Genomic DNA, 18,551 nt, shown 5'->3' on the forward strand with positions numbered 1-18,551 from the left:
TGCGGTGCGGGTCCGCCGCGCTCTTCGTCGTATATCGTTATGGCTGTCGATAGCTGTGAGGAGGGCAGGGAAGCGGACCGCTTCCCCGTACGAACAAGCGTTATCGCCGCGTGCCTCCCAGCACGCCGCCTACGAGCGAGCCGACCGCGCCCAGTACGCCGCCGTTGTTCGTGCCGCTGGCCGTGTTCGCGCTGTTGCTGGCCGTGGTCGTCGAGATGCCCGCGCCGGCACCCGCGCCCGCCGCTGCCGAATTCGGCGAGGTGGCGACGGTCACGCCGACCGCGCCCGTGATCGATGTCACCGTGCCGAGCACCGAACCGGCACCGCCCGGTGAACCCGTCGTGCCTCCCGGCGCGCCGGTCAGTCCGCCAACAAGTCCTGTTACGGGCGCAAGCACGCCGCCGGTAGCCGGTCCGCTTCCGCCGGTCAGTGCGCCAGCAAGTCCGGTCGCGGGCGCAAGCGCGCCGCCGGTAGCCGAAGCGTTTCCACCGGTCAGCCCGCCAACAACGCCTGCCACGGGCGCGAGCACGCCGCCGGTAGCCGGAGCGCTTCCGCCGGTCAGTGCGCCGACCAGACTCGTCACGGGCGCATGCACGCCGCCCGAGCCCGTTCCGCCCGTCGCGCCTGTCAGTCCGCCTACTACGCCCGTCAACGGCGCGAGTGGACTTGCGCCCGGCTTGCCATTGACGAGCCCGCCCGCCGTGGCGACCGTCTGTCCTGTCGTCGATACGAGATTGCCGACGCCCGCCGTCACCGGATTGCCGCCCGTGCCGACGATGCTCTTGCCCGCGTTGTCGAGCGTGCCGCCGAGCGTGGTCAGCAGGTTATTGACGGGCCTGCCGAGTCCCGTCGCCGCGCCGACCGTCTGCGTCGTCGAGCCGACGAGTGCGGTGATCGGCGTGATCGCTTGGCTCGCGGTCCGCGTGAGTTGTGAGACGGGCGCGCTGGTGAGCGTGTCGCCGAGCACGCCGCCCGTCTGCGTGACGGCATTGCCCGCGATGCCGACGATCGCGCCGACGGGCGTCGTCACCGGCGCGAGCGGCGACAGTGTGCCGCTGCCAAGACTCGACACGAGCGTGCCCGCACTCGACACGGCCGCACCCGTGTTCTCGACGACACCGCCGAGACTACCCACCGTCGTGCCAACCGGATTCGTGCTGGCGCCGATGGAGCCGAGACCGGCCGCGACGCCATCGCCGAGCGTGGACACGGCCGCGCCCGTGTTCGATACGACATCGCCGGCGGCCTTCGCGGTGTCCGCGCTGACACCGGGCGCGGTCGTCGAGCTGATCGCCGTGCCCGTGCCGTTGACCGTGTCGCCAACCGCGGACACCACATTGCCCGCTTTCCCCACAACTGCGGCGACTGGTTGAGTCGTGGCGGCCGGTGTTCGTCCCTGAACCGCCGCCCGATCCGCCGCCACTTCCACTTCCACCGCTTCCGCTTCCACCATTGCTGCCGGTGTTCGTCCCTGAGCCGCCACCCGATCCCGAACCGCCACCCGAACCGCCACCCGAACCGCCACCCGAACCGCCACCCGAACCGCCACCCGAACCGCCGCTCCCCGAAGCGCTGCCGTCGCCGGTGGAGATCGTTTCCGAACCTGAGCCGCTGGCGCCGGCCGACTTGCTCATCGTTCCGGATCCGCCGCAGGCGCTCAGCGCAAGCAGGCTCGCGACCGCCGCCGCGGCGATGGATGTGCGCAGGACGTCATGTCCGATGTTGCTCGTATGCATTTAGCCCTCGATCTCTTGTATTGAACAAACCGCGAGCCATTAATTGCATTAGGTGTGCCATCGCACTGACGGCGGCACGCGACGATGCCTTGCCGTTCCCGCTTTCTTCAGACGGGACAAGCCTTTGAGCTGGATTCAGGCAATTTCGACAACGTCGTTATTTGTTCACCGCGATCGCTCTCGTAACGTTACGTTCCGCAAATCGCGTTACGCCGCGCCGGGTTACGCATGGGGTTATCGGCTGCTAAAAAGCAGGTAGATACTTCACGCTGCGTAGGCAAAATGAAGTCGTTGACTGATATTTCATATTCCATTGCCGCAACGCAGTTATTCGATTGCTGCCGAGGAAACATTAGATCAGACGATAATTGATTTCGAGATAGCCTTGCGTTATAAACGTCATACAGCAAATGTTCACGATGCGCCGCTGACAGGCGCACGGGCAACTATAAAACCGAGAGTTGAAATGCCGGTCGCGTATCGTACCGGGCCGGGCTGCCGTATAGGCCTTGTCCGGCGGGGAATGCGGCTGGACGATGCGGCCAGAAGTAGAACCATCCGAGGGCTACAAAAATGAGAGCAAGCATTCTTCATTTCATCCGCGATCGCCGCGGGATTACTGCCATTGAATACGGGTTGATTGCCGGTGTGCTGGCACTGGGCATCATGACGGCGGTAGGCGATGTCGCGACTCAACTTAAGAGCACGTTCCAGGCAATCAAGGCGGAACTCGCGAAAACCGCCACATAAGTGCCTATCCGCATGCGCCGATATTCGGCGTAACCGCCTGATCGATTAATTCCAACGTGCAATGCGCCGGCTCGTTCCGGTGCGGGGATGTTATTGCCGATCGGTTTAATCGATTAAAAAACATCCGGAATAACCGGATGGCGGATTGCTTTTGCCTGAAATTCGGCTCGATATGTTTTCAATTGAATCCGCGTTATTTATCGCCTGGGCGCTCGCCATCGTGTTATTCGACTGGCGGCGCAGGCTGATTCCGAATGCGCTCGTCGTGCTGGGCGCCATGTGCGCGCTTGCATTCGCGGCGGCGCGCATCTCGCCTTTCGATACGACGCTCGGCTTCGCGCTGCTCGGGCTTGCGGCCGGCTTTGTCGCGCTGATACCGTTTTACGTGCTCGGCATGATGGGCGCCGCCGACGTCAAGGCGTTCGCCGCGCTCGGCGCATGGTGCGGTCCGCGCGCGCTCGTCGGCATCTGGGTCGCAGCGAGTCTCGCGGCCGGCATCCACGCGCTCGTACTGCTCGCGCGCCGCCGCACCGCCTACGCGTTGCGCGATCTGCCCGAATCGGCGTCGCTCGCCGAACGCCGGCGCAACAGCACTCCGTACGGCGCGTTGCTGGCGCTCGCCGCGCTCGGACATCTTTCGTTGCACACGCTCGGAGCGCATCCATGACGCGCCGAACGGTCAGGAAGACACAGCGCGGCAACATGGCGATCGAGTTCTCGATCGTGTTTCCGCTCTTCTTCGTCGTGTTCTACGCGATCGTCACGTACAGCATCATCTTCGTCGCGCAGCAGTCGCTGACGCTCGCGGCCGAGGAGGGCGCGCGCGCCGCGCTGCGTTTCCAGGCCAACGCCCAGACCGTCGACGACGCCCTTGCGCGCCGCGCCACCGCCGCCTGCGAAACGGCGAAAAACCTGACCAACTGGCTCGCAAGCGCCGCGCAATGCAGCGCCGCGCCCGCGCCCTGCACCTACGACGCGTCGCTGCGCTGCATTCAGGTGACGCTCAATTACGGCTACGCGCAACGGCCGCTCGTGCCGACGCTGCCGCTCTTCGGACTCGCGCTGCCCGGTTCGCTCATCGCCCGGGCGATGGTTCAGCTCGATCCGGACAACGTGCTATGAGCGCGTGCCTTCGCATCCCTCACCTCTGACGCCATGGCCAATTTCACCCGTACGCTCGCTGTCCTGCTGTTTCTGCTCGCGCTCATGCTCGGCCTGTTCGCGGTGATGCTCGTGCGCGAGCCCGTCCCGGATGACGCACCCGCGCCCGCACCGGCGCTGGCGACATCCGCGCGTCTCACGCCGGTCGTGGTCGCCGCGCGCGAACTGCCCGCGGGCAAAGCGCTCGACGTCAATGCGCTGACTGTGCGCATGCAGGCCGAACCCGCGCCGGGCGTCTTCGCTGAGCCGGCCGCGCTCGTCGGCCGCGTGCCGCTCGCCGCCATTCCGCAGGGCACGCCGCTGACCGCCGAGGCGCTCACCGACGGTCTCGCCGATCTCGTCGCGCCCGGCGAGCGCGCGGTGGCCGTGCATATCGACGAGACCAACGCGGTCGGCAATCACGTGCGTCCGGGCGATTACGTCGACGTGTTCTTCACGCTCAAGCGCGAGGGCGGCGCGGCGAACGGCACGGCCGAGATCGCGGCGACGCAGGTGCGTCTGCTGTTGTCGAAAGTGCGCGTGCTGAGCATGGGCGATGCGTCGATCGGTTCGAAGGCGAGCGCGGACAAAAACGTGAATCAGGGCAGCCCGCGCACGGCGGTGCTCGCGATCCGCACTGCCGATGTCGATGCGCTCACGCTTGCGGAAAGCGCGGGCCGTGTCGTGCTCGCGCTGCGCAACGCCGCCGACGACGACATGCCGCCGCCGCACGCCTTCGCGCCGCTCCACGCAGCGGCGACATCCGACAGCGGCGCCGCGCGGGCAGCGGCCGGTCTGTCGCTCGGCACGCTGGCGGGCGCGCGCATGGCGGCGCGTCCCGTCGATAAGCCGCGCGCCGCGCCCGCAGTGAAAGGCGACGACATCGAAGTGCATCGTCCTTTCCGCTCAACTCCTTGCTGACCCTCTGATATTCGGTCTCCATGGATTGTGCAAGCGAGTCAAGGGCCAGTGTTTTATCCAGCCGCATTTTCATTGCGATCTTTCGTCCGACATATGAAACGTTGTCGGACTTTTTCCGGCCTTGCAACTGTACGTCGACGACAATCGGCGGTTCGTCGGACGTCAGGTTGATTTTGTGAACGATGAGATTAGCGAGAGAATCGAGGCCGGTGCCCATTGACCCGGACAGGATGATCATCAGCGGCAAATTTCTCGGCAGCGTTCGAGTCGTGGGAAAGATGCGAAGCACCTCGCGTTCACAAAGATCGCGCACAAGATCACTAGCGGTCCAGTCGTAAATATCGTAGTAGTAACTGACCGCTCTTTTGTCGATGAGCGGATTGAGGCTGCGGTCAATCGCTTTCTTCTGGAGCGTCTGTCCGTTCGCATCGACCTCGGGATAAAACGGATCCGTGCGCAGCTTCCAGATATTCTCAAGGACCTGTTGTTTCATCGCTGTTTCTCGCTCAATGAGAGGATGATTCGATCTCTTTGCGGTACTCGGGGAACGCTGCTGCCAGTTTCTTGTCCACTTTTTCCCTCTCTCCCTTGCGAAGGAAACCGAGCAACTGTTCCCGCGAATCGCTGGGCAAGAATGAGAAGATGTTCAGATTGGCAAGTTCACGCTCCATCATTCTGCGATAGTCATCAGCGTCTTCCGTAAGCCGGATATTTTTGTAGAGGCCTCCTCCAAAGAATTTTTTTAGCTCACCTGCTCTCTCATTCTTGAATTTCTGAAAATCTCCCTTTTCTGTAATGCTAACGTCGCCACGCTTCTGGATTCGATACACGAGCAAACCAATTACCGCCGTGAGAAGTACCGGTAAGAAAATGCCGATAAACCAAAGAAGTGCCTTGACCCGTGAACTGTAGCTTTCGCGTTGCAAGACAACCGAGAATTCCTTCGCCGGATTGTCGTCGGCAAGCCAGATCAACTTACCCTTCGAGCCCGACGAAGTGTCGGGGAACGCTTCCTTTGGAATAATGAGTTCGATTACACGTCCCGAATCTTTTACGTCGCTAAACGTCAGGGTATCCAGCGCGCGGGACAGGTCTGTATTACTGCAGCCGCCTTTCTTTTCGATTGCGCTCAACTCCGCGAGGCGCGCGCCGCCTATGCCGGATGTCGTTAGGCGAAGACGTTTTACGGTCCCGGTAAAACTTCGAATGACGAACCGTGCGCAAAAAAGTGCGGAATCTTCCAGCAACGATTGCGGATACTCGAGCACGGACGACAGCCCGATAAGTATGACGTTTGTACCAGTCGAGGGTTTGGATGCGGTTACCGCCGTTTCGGACGCGGCGTGCGATTCAAGAGCGAATGGTCGATTGGCAATCCCGATGCATCCCGCGACAGCAATGCATGCAAGAACTGAGCGGGATCGGGTCAGCGTGCTCACGATGTCAATCTGGAAAAGGTTCGACTAAGTGACCGTGCACAACTGCTTACTTGCGATGCTGCCTGAATTATCGTACTCACCTATGACTTGCGTGTCCATTCCCGACAGCGCGGCGGTACGATGTCGGGAAGCACGCGAAAGGATTTCGACAGCAGATCGTTCGTGCGATTAAGCCAAGCTCGCCCGTGCGGACATCGTCAGCCAGCCTTCGTGATCGTGCGACCAAAGTTCGACCGTTTTTCCGTCTTCGGACGGCTGAGCACGCAGATTGAGCGTATTGCCAGCGAAACTCGGACGAAGTGCCTTGAAGGAGAATTCAAGCACATGCGCGTCGGGTTGCTCGCGCCGCAACAGGTCCATCAGCAACGTGGCGATGAGCGGGCCATGAACGACGAGATTCGGATAGCCCTCGACCCCGGTCGTGTACGGCTTGTCGTAGTGGATGCGATGGGCGAAGAAGATAAGCGCGGAATATCGGAAGAGGAGCGGTTCGTCCGGAACGATCGTTCGGTGCCACAGCGAGGTCGTCGAGGCTGCGGCAGGGGCCGGCGAGGGCGTACCGGGTTGTGCCGGTTCTCGAAAGACGATGTCCTGCTCCTCTTCGATTGCGACCACGCCGCCCGACGTAACGCGGTGACTGACCGTTACGAACCCGAGCTTGCCGGATCTGCCGCGCTTCTCTTCGACTCTGACGATGCGTGACTGGCGTTCGATCGCGCCGCCGATTCGCACGGCAGACGGAAAGCGCAGACGTCCACCGGCCCACATGCGGCGCGGCAGCCCGAGGTCCGGCAAGAAGTTACCTTTGAGAGGATGCCCGTCCTCGCCGAGCAATGATTGCCTGGCAGTCGGCCGGAAGAAGATCCAGTGCCACAAGAGCGGAAGCGTGCCCTTTCCCGGTGGCGTGTCGTAGTCCAGCGTTGCTGCGAGGGCGGCCACCGAACTCGGCGCAACAATATCGTTGGCGATTTCGGTTCGATCGTTTGCCGTGGCGTGCGGAGTGGTCATGTGTCGTGGCAGCCGTTCAATAGGCATCGACCTGCGTGCGATACCAGTCCGCGATCTGCCCGCCCGTCATGAACGTCACTTCGGGCGTCGCCATCAACAAGTCGAGGATTTTCTCCAGCGAACCGAAGCGGTGCGGCACGCCCATCAAATGCGGATGCAGCGCAATGGTCAGGACGCGCGGCTGCTTCTGCGCCTCGCGGCGAAACAGTTCGAGCGTGCGCTGGGTGCGCATCAGGAACTCGTCCGACTGATGCTTCTCGACCGCGTAGATGATCGAGTCGTTCAGTTCGAGGTTGTAGGGCATCGACAGCAGCGGGCCATGTTCGGTGCGCAGCCACGTCGGCAGATCGTCGATGACCCAGTCGAACACGTATTCGATGCCCGCGGCCTTCAGCAGCTCCGGCGTCTCGACGGTCTCGCGCAAGCCCGGACTCAGCCAGCCGCGTGGCCGCGCGCCGGTGAACGCGCCGATCTTCGCGAGCGTCTGCTCGATGACCTCGGCTTCCGATCCGCCGTGGTTCAGCGACTTCTGATGCAGCCCGTGGCCGATGAATTCCCAGCCTGCATCGCGCATCGCTTCGGCCGCGCGCGGATACGCGTCGATCACGCCCGCGTTGAAGCTCGTCGATGCCGGCAGGCCGCGTTCGACCAGCGCGCCGATCATGCGCGGCAGACCCGCGCGCATGCCGTAGTCGGCCCAACTGAAGTTCGGTACGTCTGGCACGGTTTCCTTGCCGTGCGGCGGCGTGATGATGGTGCGCGGCATCGGCTGCTCGAACTGCCAGTGTTCGACGTTGACGACCACGTGCGCGATGATCGGACCGCCCGGCGGCGGCGTCAGCGGCGGGCGTTCGGTGGAGAAGAAATAGGGCGTGCGGGGATTGGCCATGTCTTCAGTGTCGGATTTGATGAAGAATGCTGCGCTTGAGCGCGTTGAACTCTGCCGAGGTCGTGTCCTCGAGCGTGCGCGGCCGTGCGAGCGGCACCTCGATGCGGCTCGCGATGCTGCCCGGGCGCGCCGACATCACGTAGATGGTATCGGCGAGAAACACGGCTTCGTCGATGTCGTGCGTGACGAAAATGACCGTCGTGCGCAGGCGCTGCCACACCGAGAGCAGCAGCTCCTGCATGGTCAGCCGCGTCTGCGCGTCGAGCGCGCCGAAGGGCTCGTCCATCAGCAGCACTTTCGAGCCCATCGTCAGCACGCGCGCGATGCCCACGCGCTGGCGCATGCCGCCCGAAAGCTGCACCGGCAGATGATGCGTGAAGTCGGCGAGGCCGGTCAGCTCGATCATCTCCTTCGCGCGCGGCTCGTATTCGGCGCGCGGCACGCCTTGCGTCTTCGGGCCGAAGACGACGTTTTCCCACACCGAGAGCCACGGAAACAGCGCCGCGTCCTGAAACACCACGCCGCGGTCGGGCCCCGGCCGCGCGACGGGCGTACCGGCCACGCGAAGGTCGCCGTCGCTGACCGGCTCGAACCCGGCGATCAGATTGAGCAGCGTCGATTTTCCGCAGCCGGACGGCCCGAGCAGCGCGACGAACTCGCCTTCGCGCACTTCGAGATTGATATCGACCAGCGCCTTGACCGGCGTCTTGCCCGCGTAGACCTTGCCGACGCGGCGCGCGTCGATGGTCGGCATTGCAACGGCATTCATCATGGTTGCGTCCTCAATGACTTTGCAGTGCGCGCCACACCAGCACGCGATTCGCGATCAGCACCAGGATGCGGTCGCTCAGATAACCGAGCGCGCCGATGCTCGCCATGTCGGCCAGCACGATATCCATCCGGCCGACGTAATACGCGTCCCAGAGCACATAGCCGAGGCCGGACTTCACCGCGACCATCTCCGAGACGATCACCGCCGTCCACGCGATCCCGAGGCCGATGCGCAGACCCGTGAAGATCGACGGCATCGCGGCGGGCAGCACCACGCGGCGCAGCAGTTGCGCCGGGCGCGCGCCCATCATCAGCGCGGCGCGCACGAGATTGCGGTCGACTTCCCGCGCACCCTGCGTCGTGTTGACGACGATTGCATAGAAGCCGCCGAGAAAGATCAGAAAAATGGATCCCATGTCGCGGATACCGAATACCGCGATCGAAAACGGCAGCCATGCGGTGATCGGAATCGGCCGCAATCCCTGGATGAGCGGATCGACCATGCGCGCGGCCAGCCGGCTCCAGCCGATCATCAGGCCGAGCGGAATGCCGAACAGCACGGCGAGCAGAAAGCCTTCGCCGACGCGCGTCGCCGAATATGCGAGGTTCGAGAGCCACGTGCCCGCATAGGCGTTCATGCCGAGCGGATCGCTGCCGGCGATCCACACGCGCCACGCGTCGAGCACCTGCAGCGGCGCGGGCAGCAGACCCGCGAGCGCGCTCGAATAACTCGCGGCGCATTGCCAGACGAGCAGCACGCAGAGCGGCACGAGCGCGCCGAGCGCCGCGTGCAGCAACCGCCGCGCGACCGGCCGGCCGTTCGCGCCGGGCGTGGCGGGTGGCTTCGGCGGGTTCATCGAAAGGGCATTGGTTTTCATGTTCACGTGCCTCCGCGTTGCAGCGACTTGACGAGCGAGTCGTCGTAATACTTGCCCACTTCGCCGCTGACGTCTTTCGGAATCACGCCCAGCTTGTGGAATTCGGTGGCCTGCGCCTTGATCTGCGCCGCGTCGAGCACGCCGCCGAGCTGGATCAGCTTGACCGATGGGCGCGTCACATCCAGCGGCAGTCCGACATAACGCGAATACGCCTGTGCGAAGGCCTCGGGATCCTTCGCGAGCGTGTCCTGCGCGTTCAGATAGGCCCACAGGAAGCGCTGGATCGCTTCGCGTTTCGTGCTCATCGCGGTGCTCGTGGCGGCGAGCATGCCGAGCTCGGCGCCCACGGCCTTCGAATGGCCGTATTCGATCTGCTTGGCGAAGTAGCCGTCGCCCGAACTCACGACTTGCGACTCGAACGGCTCCCAGCACAGGAATGCGTCGATGTCGCCGCGCTTGAGCGCCTGCACGAACGCCGTGCCGCCGCCCTGGATATTGACGGCCGTGAACGACTTGTACGGAATGCCTTTTTCGGTCAGGGTCGCGGCCCACTGGAACCACACGGCCGAGCCCGGCGCGATGCCGATGCGCTTACCTTCGATGTCCTTCCAGTCGTTGATCTGTACGCCTTTGCGCACGACCAGATACTTCGACGACGCCGCCACGCCGGTCAGGCCGACGAGGTTCGTATTGCCTTGCGCGAGCACGATCGGCAGATCGCCCGGACCGACCGCGCCGATATCGACGCTGCCTGAGAGCAACGCGGTGCGGGCATCGGCGTAACGGACGAACTCGACCGGCTTGACGATCACGTTGAGTTTCTTGAGCGTGTCGGCGACGCTCAGCATCGGCGCAAGATGTCCGACTTTCACGTAGCCGATCGTCAGCGTCACGGGTTGCGGCAGTGGCGCGGGCTCGGGCGCGAGCGCGAACGCCGGATGCGACGCGCACAGGGCCAGCAGTCCGGTACAGATGAAGCGCAGCAGGGATTTCACGGGTGTCTCCTTGTTCGCAAGCAATTTCATGACGGCGCGACTCGCGCGGCCGTCCAGTCAATGTCCGGTGAAGCGCGGCGGCCGTTTCTCGGCGAAGGCGGCGCGGCCCTCGCGATAATCGTTGCTGTCGAAGCAGGCGCGCACCGCGCGATCGACGGCCGCTTCATCGCGCTCATCGGGCGGGCGCTGCGCTTCGCGGATCGCGAGTTTCGCCGCATGAAGCGTGAGCGGCGCGTTCCCGGCGATATCGGCGAGATAGCGGGCGCATTCGTCATCGAAGCGGTCGGGCGCGTACGCACGGTGCACGAGGCCCATGCGCAGCGCCTCGGCGCCGTCGAAAGTGCGCGCGAGATAGAACAGCTCGGTCGCGGCGGCCGCGCCGATCTGGCCGACCACGCGCTCCATGCCGGCGAGCGCGTAGCCGAGCCCGAGCCGCGCGGCCGGCATACGAAAGCGCGTGTCGGCGGCGGCGATGCGCAGGTCGCAGGCCAGCGCCAGTCCGATGCCGCCGCCCATGCAGACGCCGCGAATGCAGGCGAGCGTCGGCTTCGGCGTATCGGCGAGCGTGCGCTGGGCCCGCGCGACCGCTTCGTCGTAAAGCGCGACGCCGCGCGGGTCGTTGCGCTGCTCGCCGAATTCGGAGATATCGGCGCCCGAGACGAACGCGCGCTCGCCGTCGCCGCGCAGCGCGATCACGCGGACGGCGGCGTCGGCGCCGAGCGTGTCGAGCGCATCGGCGAGGCCGCGCCACATCGCGAGCGACATCGCGTTGTAGCGCGCCGGGTTCGAAAGCACCACATGCGCGATGGCGCCATCGCGTTCGATGCGCACCGTGCCGGGTTCGGACCTATCGCGGTGCGTGCTCATACGACGCCCTTTTCGTGCAGCCGCGCAATGGCGTCTTGGTCGTAACCGGCTTCCACGAGCAGTTCGTCGGTGTGCTCGCCCCAGCCCGGCGCGGATCGCGCCAGCGTGCCGGGCGTGCGGGCGAGCCGCACCGGCTGCGTGATGTAGTGACGTTCGATGCCATCGGGCGTCCGCATGGTGTCTGCCACCTTCAGATGGCGGATCTGCACATCGTCGAACATCTGCGGCACCGTGTATACCGGTCCGCACGGCACACCGGCCGCGTTCAGCATCTCCACCCAGTACGCGACGGGACGCTCGGCGAAACGCTGCTGGATCTCGCGATTCAGCCGGTCGCGATTTTTCACGCGCAGTTTCTCGGTCGCGAACTCAGGATCGCCGGACCATTGCGGCATGTCGAGTGCGTCGCAGAAGCGTTTCCAGTTGCCTTCGCCCGACGCGCCTAGATTCACGTGACCGTCGGAGGTTTCGAAAAGGCCCATCGGCGAGCTGGTCGGATGATCGTTGCCGGCCTGCACGGGCACGTCGCCTTCGTTGAGGAAGCGGGCGGCCTGAAAGTCCATCATCGCGATCTGCGTGTGCAGCAGCGACGCATGCAGCCACTGGCCGCGTCCCGATTCCTCGCGTTCGAGCAGCGCGGTCAGAATGCCGATCGCGGTGTACAGGCCGGTGCTCGAATCGGCGACGGCGAGTCCGGCGCGCACCGGGCCCTGTCCCGGAAGTCCCGTCACCGACATGAGTCCGCCCATGCCCTGCACGATCTGGTCGAAGCCCGGGCGCGACGCGTACGGTCCGTCCTGCCCGAAGCCCGAGATGCTCGCGAGGATGATGCGCGGATTGATGGCGGCGAGCGTGTCGTAGTCGATGCCCAGACGCTGCTTGACATCGGGACGCCAGTTCTCGACCACCACATCCGCCTCGGCGACGAGCCGTTTGAACACCTCCAGGCCTTCGGGCGTTTTCAGGTTCAGCGTCAGCGAGCGCTTGTTGCGGTTCAGGTTCTGGAAATCGCCCGAAAGCCGGTCGGCCGCGAACATCGCTTCGTTCGGATCGATGCCCGGAGGTGGCTCGATGCGGATCACATCCGCGCCGAAATCGGCGAGCATGCGCACGCAGGTCGGGCCCGCGCGCACACGCGACAGATCGAGAACACGGAAACGCGACAACGGGGCAGCAGCGCAAATCTTGGGCATGACTAATCCTGAAGACGAGGAGCAGGCCGCTCGCGCGGCGCAACGAACGATGATGAAACCGGCGCACAGGCGCCGGCAGTAACGCCTGAAGCGGCGCGCGCGGGCCAGAGTGACGACGAGGCGATGCCCGCGGCTTCGAGTCGCCCCAGGAGCGCGAGCAACTGCAATTCGCGAAACGGCCGGCCGATCAGCTGCGCGCTGACGGGACGCCCGCGGCGATCGGCGCCGATGGGAAAAACGATCGCCGGCAAGCCGACATAGTTGACCCACGCGGTATGGCGATGCAGCGCGAGCAGCGCATGCACGGAGAAACGCGGGCCGTCCGTATGCACGACGTCGCGGTCCGGCAGCGCGACAGGCAGCGCGGGGCAGAGCAGCGCGTCGGCGTCGCCGAAACATTCGCGCAGCACGTCCGCGAGCGCGGGTGCGCGTGCGCGGTGCGCGGCGGCGACCCACGCGCCGGGCAGCGCGATGCCGGGCAGCACGACGCCCTGCATCGGCGCGGGCAGCGCATCGATGCCGCGTTCGCGCAGACGGGGCGCGTGAACGCGAGCCGCCTGCGCATGCAGGATCGTCTGCGCGCTTCGGGACCAGCGCTCGCGCCGATCCGCGTCGATGCGCGCCGATTCAGCCGCGCGCTGCAGCGTGACGCCCGGCGCGAGACCACGCGCAAGCGCGGCTTCGAATGCTTCGAGCGCGTCGCCGATGTCGGTGTCGAGCGCGTCGTCTTCATACGCGCTCACGATGCGCATCGGCGCGCCCGCATCCGCTGTGTCAACCGTTTCGTCGAGGGATGCCGCGGCCGCGAACACGCGCCGCGCGTCGGCCGAATTGCGCGCGAGCACGCCGACGCTGTCGAGCGACGCCGCGAGCGGCATGACCCCCGCCGCGGGCAGCGCGCCGGCCGTGGTTTTTAGTCCGACGAGGCCGCAACTCGCGGCCGGAATGCGCACGGACCCGGCGGTGTCGGTGCCGAGCGATGCATAGCAGAGATCGCCGGCCACCGCGACCGCGCTGCCGCTCGACGAGCCGCCGACCATCGCATCGGCGTCGAGCGGATTCACGGGGCAGGCGTGCGCCGGATTCTCGGCGGTCGCGCCGCACGCGTATTGGGCGAGCGTCAGCGCGCCGCCATACGCCGCGCCCGCCGCGGCCAGCGCTCGAAGCACCGGCGCGGTAACGGACGCCGTATCGCGAGCGGCGTGCGCGTCGGGCAATGCGCCGCAGCCGGGGCGGCGTCCGGCAACGTCGAACACATCCTTGTGCAGCAGGAACGCGCCGGCGAGCGGCCGCAATGCGGTCGGATCCGCGCGCGCATCGATGCCGCCGCCCACATCGCGCAACGTGCCCGGCACGCAGGCGTGCCAGCGAAGATCGTTCTCCGCGCAGCGCCGATGCTGCTCCGCGAGCGCTTCGGCGACGCTGAATTCGCCGCGCGTCAACGCGGCGTGCAGGCCGGCGAGCGTCGGCGGCAGATCGAGGCGCGTGCTCATCGCGCGTCCCGCAGCGCGGCCTCGAACAAACGGTCGAACCATGCGTCGCGCGCATCGATAGACGCTTCCGCGACGCCCGATGCGGGCGCCAGCCGACGCATCGCGCGCACCAGCGACGCCGCGCGCGCATCCGGCAAGTCGACGCCCCATGCCGCGAACGCCGCCGCGACGGCCTGCGCATCCGGCACATCGGCCGGCAAGTCGCGCATCGATTCGTCTCCGTTTGCGTTCATATCGTGATGACGTCTATAAATATATTTACGATGTTCTATCGTATATCAAAAAGGGATGCGACAATTCAGCCAACACATCTTTTTTTTGCACGGGGCACCGATTTGAAGGTCAGCGAACAAATCCGCCAGGAAATCGAACAACTGGTGCGCGATGGCCGACTGCTGCCTGGCGATCCGGTCGACGAAGTCGAATGGGCGAACCGTTACGACGTGTCGCGCACGCCGGTCCGCGAGGCCTTGCTGCAACTGCAGGCGCAAGGGCTGCTCGGCGCGTTGCCGCGCGGCGGCATGGTGGTCGCCAAGATGGACCTGCAGCAGTTGCTGGCCATGTGGGAGTTGCTGGCGGAGCTCGAAGGCTTTTGCGCGCGCCTCGCGTGCGAACGGATGACCGACGCCGAACGCGGCGAGCTCGTGCTGCACCATGAAGCGCTCAAGTCCGTGGTCGATGCCGACGACGCGGAAGGCTGGCAGACCGGCAATCTGGCGTTTCACGAGAAGCTGTATCACGGCTCGCGCAACCCGTATCTGCGTCAGGACATTCTGCGCATGCGCGCACGCACCGGCGCGTATCGCCGGCACGCGTTCGGCGCGGTGAACCGCGTGCAGGCGTCCTATCTGCAGCATCAGGAGATCGTCGATGCCTTCGTCGCGCGCGACTCGCAGCGTGCCGCGCTCGCGATGCAGCAGCATCTGAGCCCCGATCACGGCGCGCGCAGCGTGGCCGACCTGATCGCCAACCTGCCGCGCGAACTGCTTGGCTGAAGGCGGCATCGTCAGAAGCGCACGCGCAGGCCGGCGCGCACGGCCGTCTGCGTGTCCGAACTCGACGCCGTCAGCCCGATGATCGACGCGCTCGCCGCCTTGCCGGTCGAATCGGTGCCGCCCGCGCGCTGATAGACGACGCCCAGATACACGCTGGTCCGCTTGGAGAACTGATAGGCGCTCATCAGCGATACCTGGTGATAGTGCGCGCCGATGTCCGCCCGCGGGCCGTCGCTCCAGGTGTAGTTGTAGGCCGCGCCGAAGCTGAGCGAGGGCGTCGCGAGGTAGCGCACGTTCAACTCGGCGCTGTCGAAGCGCGCATCGCCGTGATAGTTGTAGAGATTGAGCTTGCCCGTGTTCAGCGTGCCGATATCCTCGAAGCGCGTGTTCGTATAGACCGCGCCGAGCGTCACGGGGCCGATCTGATACGCGCTGCCGAGCGCGATCACCTGATACGCGTTCGCCGACGCATAGCCCGAATAGACCGGCGAAACGAAGAAGCCGCCGGTGGCCGGCGACTTCGAGCCGCTGTCGCCCACGCTGCCCCAGACCGAGTAGTTCGGGTCCTTCGCGCGCAGATAGGCGACCGCGGCGCTGAACGGGCCGCGCACATAGCTTCCGGCCGCGCCGATCACGCTGTTCTGCGAAAAGGAACCGGCCACGCCGCCGAGGCTGTACATCGCGCCGAAGCGAAAGCCGCGCAGGTCGGGCGTCTCGTAGCGAAGCACGTTGTTGATGCGGTTCGTGTGATTGATGTCATCGACGCCGCCGGGGTGGCCCATCGTGTAGACGCCGAACACCGAGAGCGCGGCGAAGGGCGCCACGTAATCCTCGACGAGATCGTATTGACGGCCCAGCATCGCCGTGCCGTACGGGCTCGACATGCCGACATACGCGGTGCGGCCGAACATCAGCCCGCCCTGGCCGAGCGTGCCGTTGTTCAGTTCGAAGCCGCTTTCCAGCTTGAAAATCGCCTTGTAGCCGCCGCCCAGATCTTCGGCGCCGGTCACGCCCCAGCCGCTGACGACCGCGCTGGTCATGTTGTAGAGCCGATGGCCGCCCGAGTTGCTGATGGCGTTGAACCCTTCGTCGATCACGCCATACAGCGTGACGCTCGACTGCGCGTGGGCCGTGGTGGCGCCAAAGGCCAGCAGCGCGGCTGCCAGCGGAATATTCTTCTTCATAGTCTCGGCTCGATAGGCGTGGGAACTCGCGAGCAAGCCACCGACGCGGCTTGTTCGGGATACTGATCAAATCTGTTTGGGAACGCGCCGATGAAGATGGTCCGGCGCGATATGGTCTATTTGGTGGCGGGCAGCATGCCGCTGGGCCTGCGCGTCGTGTTGTAATGGACGACCAGCACCGCGAGCGCGGCGATCAGGCAGGGCAGCGCGGCGGCCAGGAAAATCGTCTCGCTCGGCACGCCCATCTCATGCAATCGTTGTCCGAACAGCGGGCCGAAGACGGAGCCGAGCCGGCCTGCCGCGTAGGCCGCGCCGAACGCGGTTGCGCGGATCGCGACCGGATAGGTGCGGCCGACGATCGAGGAACCGCCCGGCAGGCACGGCACCAGCAGAAAGCCGGTAATGAAGAGCATCGCGCTGATGACCGGCAGCGTGCCGTGCAGCGTGAACGACGTGACGACGATCGAGAGACACGCGGCCAGCAGCATCGCGGTGAACAGCCGCGTGATGTCCTTGCCCGCCGCGAAGAACGCGATCAGGATCATGCCGACGAAGCCGCCCGTCTGGAACAGGCTCGACGTGTGGATGGCCGTGCGGATCGGCATGCCGTTCTCGACGAGCACCGTGGTGATCCAGCTCGACATGAAGAACATCTCGAACATCACCATGAAGTAGATGACCATGATCGCGAGCGTGTTGATCACGTTGCGCGGCTCGCGCATGTAGCGCGTGAGGAACGTCCGGTAGTCGACGCCTTGCTCGCCTTCCGCGATCAGCCGCACGCCGCCGAGCGGCCCGCCGATGTTCGCGGCGAGGCGCGCGACGAGTTCGGGCGCGCGCTTGCGCACGATCAGCCACGACAGCGACTCCTGCAGGTAGAAGCAGAGGAACACCGCGAGCACGAGCGGCGCGATGCCGCCGAAATAGAACATCGCGCGCCAGCCCCACTGCGGCAGCAGCACGCTCGCCAGCAGCGCGCCCAGCGTCGCGCCGGCGGCGTTCGCGGCGGCGACCAGCATGATGACGGTCGCTCGCCGTTTGGCCGGGCAGTAGTCGGCCACGAGCGCCATGATGTTCGGAATCGCGGCGCCGAGTCCGAGACCGGTGATGAAGCGCCACATCACGAGTTCGCCGATCGTCGACGAGAACGCTGAGATCAACGTGAACAGGCCGAAGCTCGCCACCGAGAGGATGATGACGCGCTTGCGGCCGAACTTGTCCGCGAACGGACCGATCGCGAGCGAGCCGATCAGCAGCCCGATCAGGCCCGACGAGAACAGTTCGCCGAGCACGGCGCGCGGGGCATGAAACGCATCCAGCAGGGCCGGCGCGATATAGCCGATGATCTGCGTGTCGAGACCGTCGAGCCCGAACGCGAGCGCGCCGAGGAAGTAGATCGCGTACTGCATGCGCGAGATGCGCGAGCGGTCGATCAGCGCGTTGACGTTCAGGGTAGTGTCGGGCGTCATGTCGGGCAGTGGGCAAGAGGAAAAAGCGGTTCGCGAACCGGTCGTCAGAATTCGCGCATCAGCCGGCCGGCGCGATCGTTGCGGTCTTCGTGGCCGAGCGTGCGCAGCGCATGCCAGTAGGAGGTCGGATTGATGGCGAGCACGGGCTTGCCGAGCATCAGTTCGGCCGCGATCGCGACCGGCGCCATGGCGAGCGCGGTGCCCACCTGAACGATCGCGTCGACGTCGTCGCCATTCAGTTCGTTGACCGAGGCGGCGAGCGTCGCGCGCGGCACGCGGGCGATATCCGTGGGCTTTGCGCATTTGAGGCCGAGCAGGCGTGCGACCTCGAAGCCGGCTTCCTCGAAATAGGTCTGCACGATCGCATCGCCTTCGGGCTGATGCGGCGTCAGCACCGCGATCCGCCGCGCGCCGAACTTGCGCAGCGCGGCGACCAGCGCTTCCGAGCCGAAAGTCACGCGGACTTTCGCCTGCGCTTCGAGCTGCTCGCGAAAGCGCGCCGCGCCTTCGTAGCCGCCCTGGAACGTCTCGATCGCGACACCCATGATCAGATGGTCGATCGGCGCGGTCATCAGTTGATCGATCGCGCCGCCGATGCCCTGACGCATCAGCTCGACGTGCGCGCGATACGCCGCCGGATCCGCGATGCTGCCGGTCTTCACCGTGACGCGGCCGATGTGATTGGTGATGCCGTAAGGACGCAGGTCGTCGCATTCGGGCTGCACGGTCGTATTCGACGACGGCACGATGACGCCGATGTTGGCGCGGTATCCGGTGGTGTCAGACACGCTAGTATTCCTCTTTAATGGGTTTGAATCAGGCC

18 protein-coding genes and 1 pseudogene are annotated in these 18,551 nt (G+C 65.3%); 5 read left to right on the forward strand and 14 right to left on the reverse strand.

What is annotated here, in order from left to right:
• Positions 1-100: 100 nt before the first annotated feature.
• Positions 101-1,736 (reverse strand): annotated as a pseudogene (locus AWB70_RS16775) (collagen-like triple helix repeat-containing protein).
• A gap of 573 nt (positions 1,737-2,309) precedes the next feature.
• Here AWB70_RS16775 and AWB70_RS16780 point away from each other — a divergent pair.
• From AWB70_RS16780 to cpaB, 4 genes are all read left to right on the forward strand, one after another.
• Positions 2,310-2,486: a Flp family type IVb pilin gene (locus tag AWB70_RS16780; protein WP_045456609.1), complete on the forward strand. Its 177-nt coding sequence runs from the start codon at positions 2,310-2,312 to the stop codon at positions 2,484-2,486.
• A gap of 172 nt (positions 2,487-2,658) precedes the next feature.
• Positions 2,659-3,153: an A24 family peptidase gene (locus AWB70_RS16785; RefSeq protein WP_053570588.1), complete on the forward strand. Its 495-nt coding sequence runs from the start codon at positions 2,659-2,661 to the stop codon at positions 3,151-3,153.
• Entirely contained in the window at positions 3,150-3,608 is a 459-nt protein-coding gene (locus tag AWB70_RS16790) for a TadE/TadG family type IV pilus assembly protein (protein ID WP_053570587.1), read from the forward strand. Before AWB70_RS16785 ends, AWB70_RS16790 begins: the two co-directional genes overlap by 4 nt.
• 33 nt (positions 3,609-3,641) lie before the next feature.
• A complete protein-coding gene (gene cpaB / locus AWB70_RS16795) occupies positions 3,642-4,547 on the forward strand; it encodes a Flp pilus assembly protein CpaB (protein WP_053570586.1) in 906 nt (301 codons plus the stop codon).
• Positions 4,548-5,053: 506 nt separating this feature from the next.
• Here the strand turns inward: cpaB and AWB70_RS16800 are convergent.
• From AWB70_RS16800 to AWB70_RS16845, 10 genes are all read right to left on the reverse strand, one after another.
• Complete coding sequence (locus AWB70_RS16800) at positions 5,054-5,986, reverse strand: hypothetical protein (RefSeq protein WP_143281650.1); 933 nt, start codon at positions 5,984-5,986, stop codon at positions 5,054-5,056.
• 168 nt (positions 5,987-6,154) lie between these two features.
• Positions 6,155-6,994 (reverse strand): HTD2 family dehydratase, encoded by an 840-nt coding sequence (locus tag AWB70_RS16805; protein ID WP_053570584.1) that lies wholly within the window; start codon positions 6,992-6,994, stop codon positions 6,155-6,157.
• Between the two features lie 16 nt (positions 6,995-7,010).
• Positions 7,011-7,883 (reverse strand): polysaccharide deacetylase family protein, encoded by an 873-nt coding sequence (locus AWB70_RS16810; RefSeq protein ID WP_053570583.1) that lies wholly within the window; start codon positions 7,881-7,883, stop codon positions 7,011-7,013.
• A gap of 4 nt (positions 7,884-7,887) precedes the next feature.
• On the reverse strand, positions 7,888-8,637 hold the full coding sequence (locus AWB70_RS16815) for an ABC transporter ATP-binding protein (protein ID WP_014193545.1): 750 nt from the start codon (positions 8,635-8,637) through the stop codon (positions 7,888-7,890).
• 28 nt (positions 8,638-8,665) lie between these two features.
• Positions 8,666-9,532: an ABC transporter permease gene (locus AWB70_RS16820; protein ID WP_082378151.1), complete on the reverse strand. Its 867-nt coding sequence runs from the start codon at positions 9,530-9,532 to the stop codon at positions 8,666-8,668.
• Between the two features lie 2 nt (positions 9,533-9,534).
• A complete protein-coding gene (locus AWB70_RS16825) occupies positions 9,535-10,527 on the reverse strand; it encodes an ABC transporter substrate-binding protein (protein ID WP_087086291.1) in 993 nt (330 codons plus the stop codon).
• A 57-nt stretch (positions 10,528-10,584) separates the two neighbouring features.
• On the reverse strand, positions 10,585-11,394 hold the full coding sequence (locus AWB70_RS16830) for an enoyl-CoA hydratase (protein ID WP_053570581.1): 810 nt from the start codon (positions 11,392-11,394) through the stop codon (positions 10,585-10,587).
• Positions 11,391-12,587 (reverse strand): CaiB/BaiF CoA transferase family protein, encoded by a 1,197-nt coding sequence (locus AWB70_RS16835; RefSeq protein ID WP_053570580.1) that lies wholly within the window; start codon positions 12,585-12,587, stop codon positions 11,391-11,393. The genes AWB70_RS16830 and AWB70_RS16835 overlap by 4 nt, the downstream gene beginning before the upstream one ends.
• A gap of 2 nt (positions 12,588-12,589) precedes the next feature.
• Entirely contained in the window at positions 12,590-14,080 is a 1,491-nt protein-coding gene (locus AWB70_RS16840; RefSeq protein ID WP_053570579.1) for an amidase, read from the reverse strand.
• Positions 14,077-14,289, reverse strand: a complete 213-nt coding sequence (locus AWB70_RS16845) for a hypothetical protein (RefSeq protein WP_053570578.1) — start codon at positions 14,287-14,289, stop codon at positions 14,077-14,079. Before AWB70_RS16845 ends, AWB70_RS16840 begins: the two co-directional genes overlap by 4 nt.
• Positions 14,290-14,415: 126 nt before the next feature.
• On the opposite strand from AWB70_RS16845, the gene AWB70_RS16850 reads away from it, so the two are divergent.
• The gene (locus tag AWB70_RS16850) at positions 14,416-15,075 is read left to right on the forward strand and encodes a GntR family transcriptional regulator (protein WP_014193539.1); all 660 of its coding nucleotides are present in this window, start codon (positions 14,416-14,418) and stop codon (positions 15,073-15,075) included.
• Between the two features lie 11 nt (positions 15,076-15,086).
• On the opposite strand, the gene AWB70_RS16855 is transcribed toward AWB70_RS16850, so the two are convergent.
• The 3 genes from AWB70_RS16855 to AWB70_RS16865 all read right to left on the reverse strand — a co-directional run bounded on the left by AWB70_RS16855 (position 15,087) and on the right by AWB70_RS16865 (position 18,516).
• On the reverse strand, positions 15,087-16,259 hold the full coding sequence (locus tag AWB70_RS16855) for a porin (RefSeq protein ID WP_053570577.1): 1,173 nt from the start codon (positions 16,257-16,259) through the stop codon (positions 15,087-15,089).
• Positions 16,260-16,375: 116 nt separating this feature from the next.
• Positions 16,376-17,728 (reverse strand): MFS transporter, encoded by a 1,353-nt coding sequence (locus AWB70_RS16860; protein ID WP_041732624.1) that lies wholly within the window; start codon positions 17,726-17,728, stop codon positions 16,376-16,378.
• 44 nt (positions 17,729-17,772) lie between these two features.
• The gene (locus AWB70_RS16865) at positions 17,773-18,516 is read right to left on the reverse strand and encodes a maleate cis-trans isomerase family protein (protein ID WP_053570576.1); all 744 of its coding nucleotides are present in this window, start codon (positions 18,514-18,516) and stop codon (positions 17,773-17,775) included.
• Between the last annotated feature and the right edge of the window lie 35 nt (positions 18,517-18,551).

This window comes from Caballeronia cordobensis (genome assembly GCF_001544575.2).
Lineage (GTDB): Bacteria > Pseudomonadota > Gammaproteobacteria > Burkholderiales > Burkholderiaceae > Caballeronia > Caballeronia cordobensis.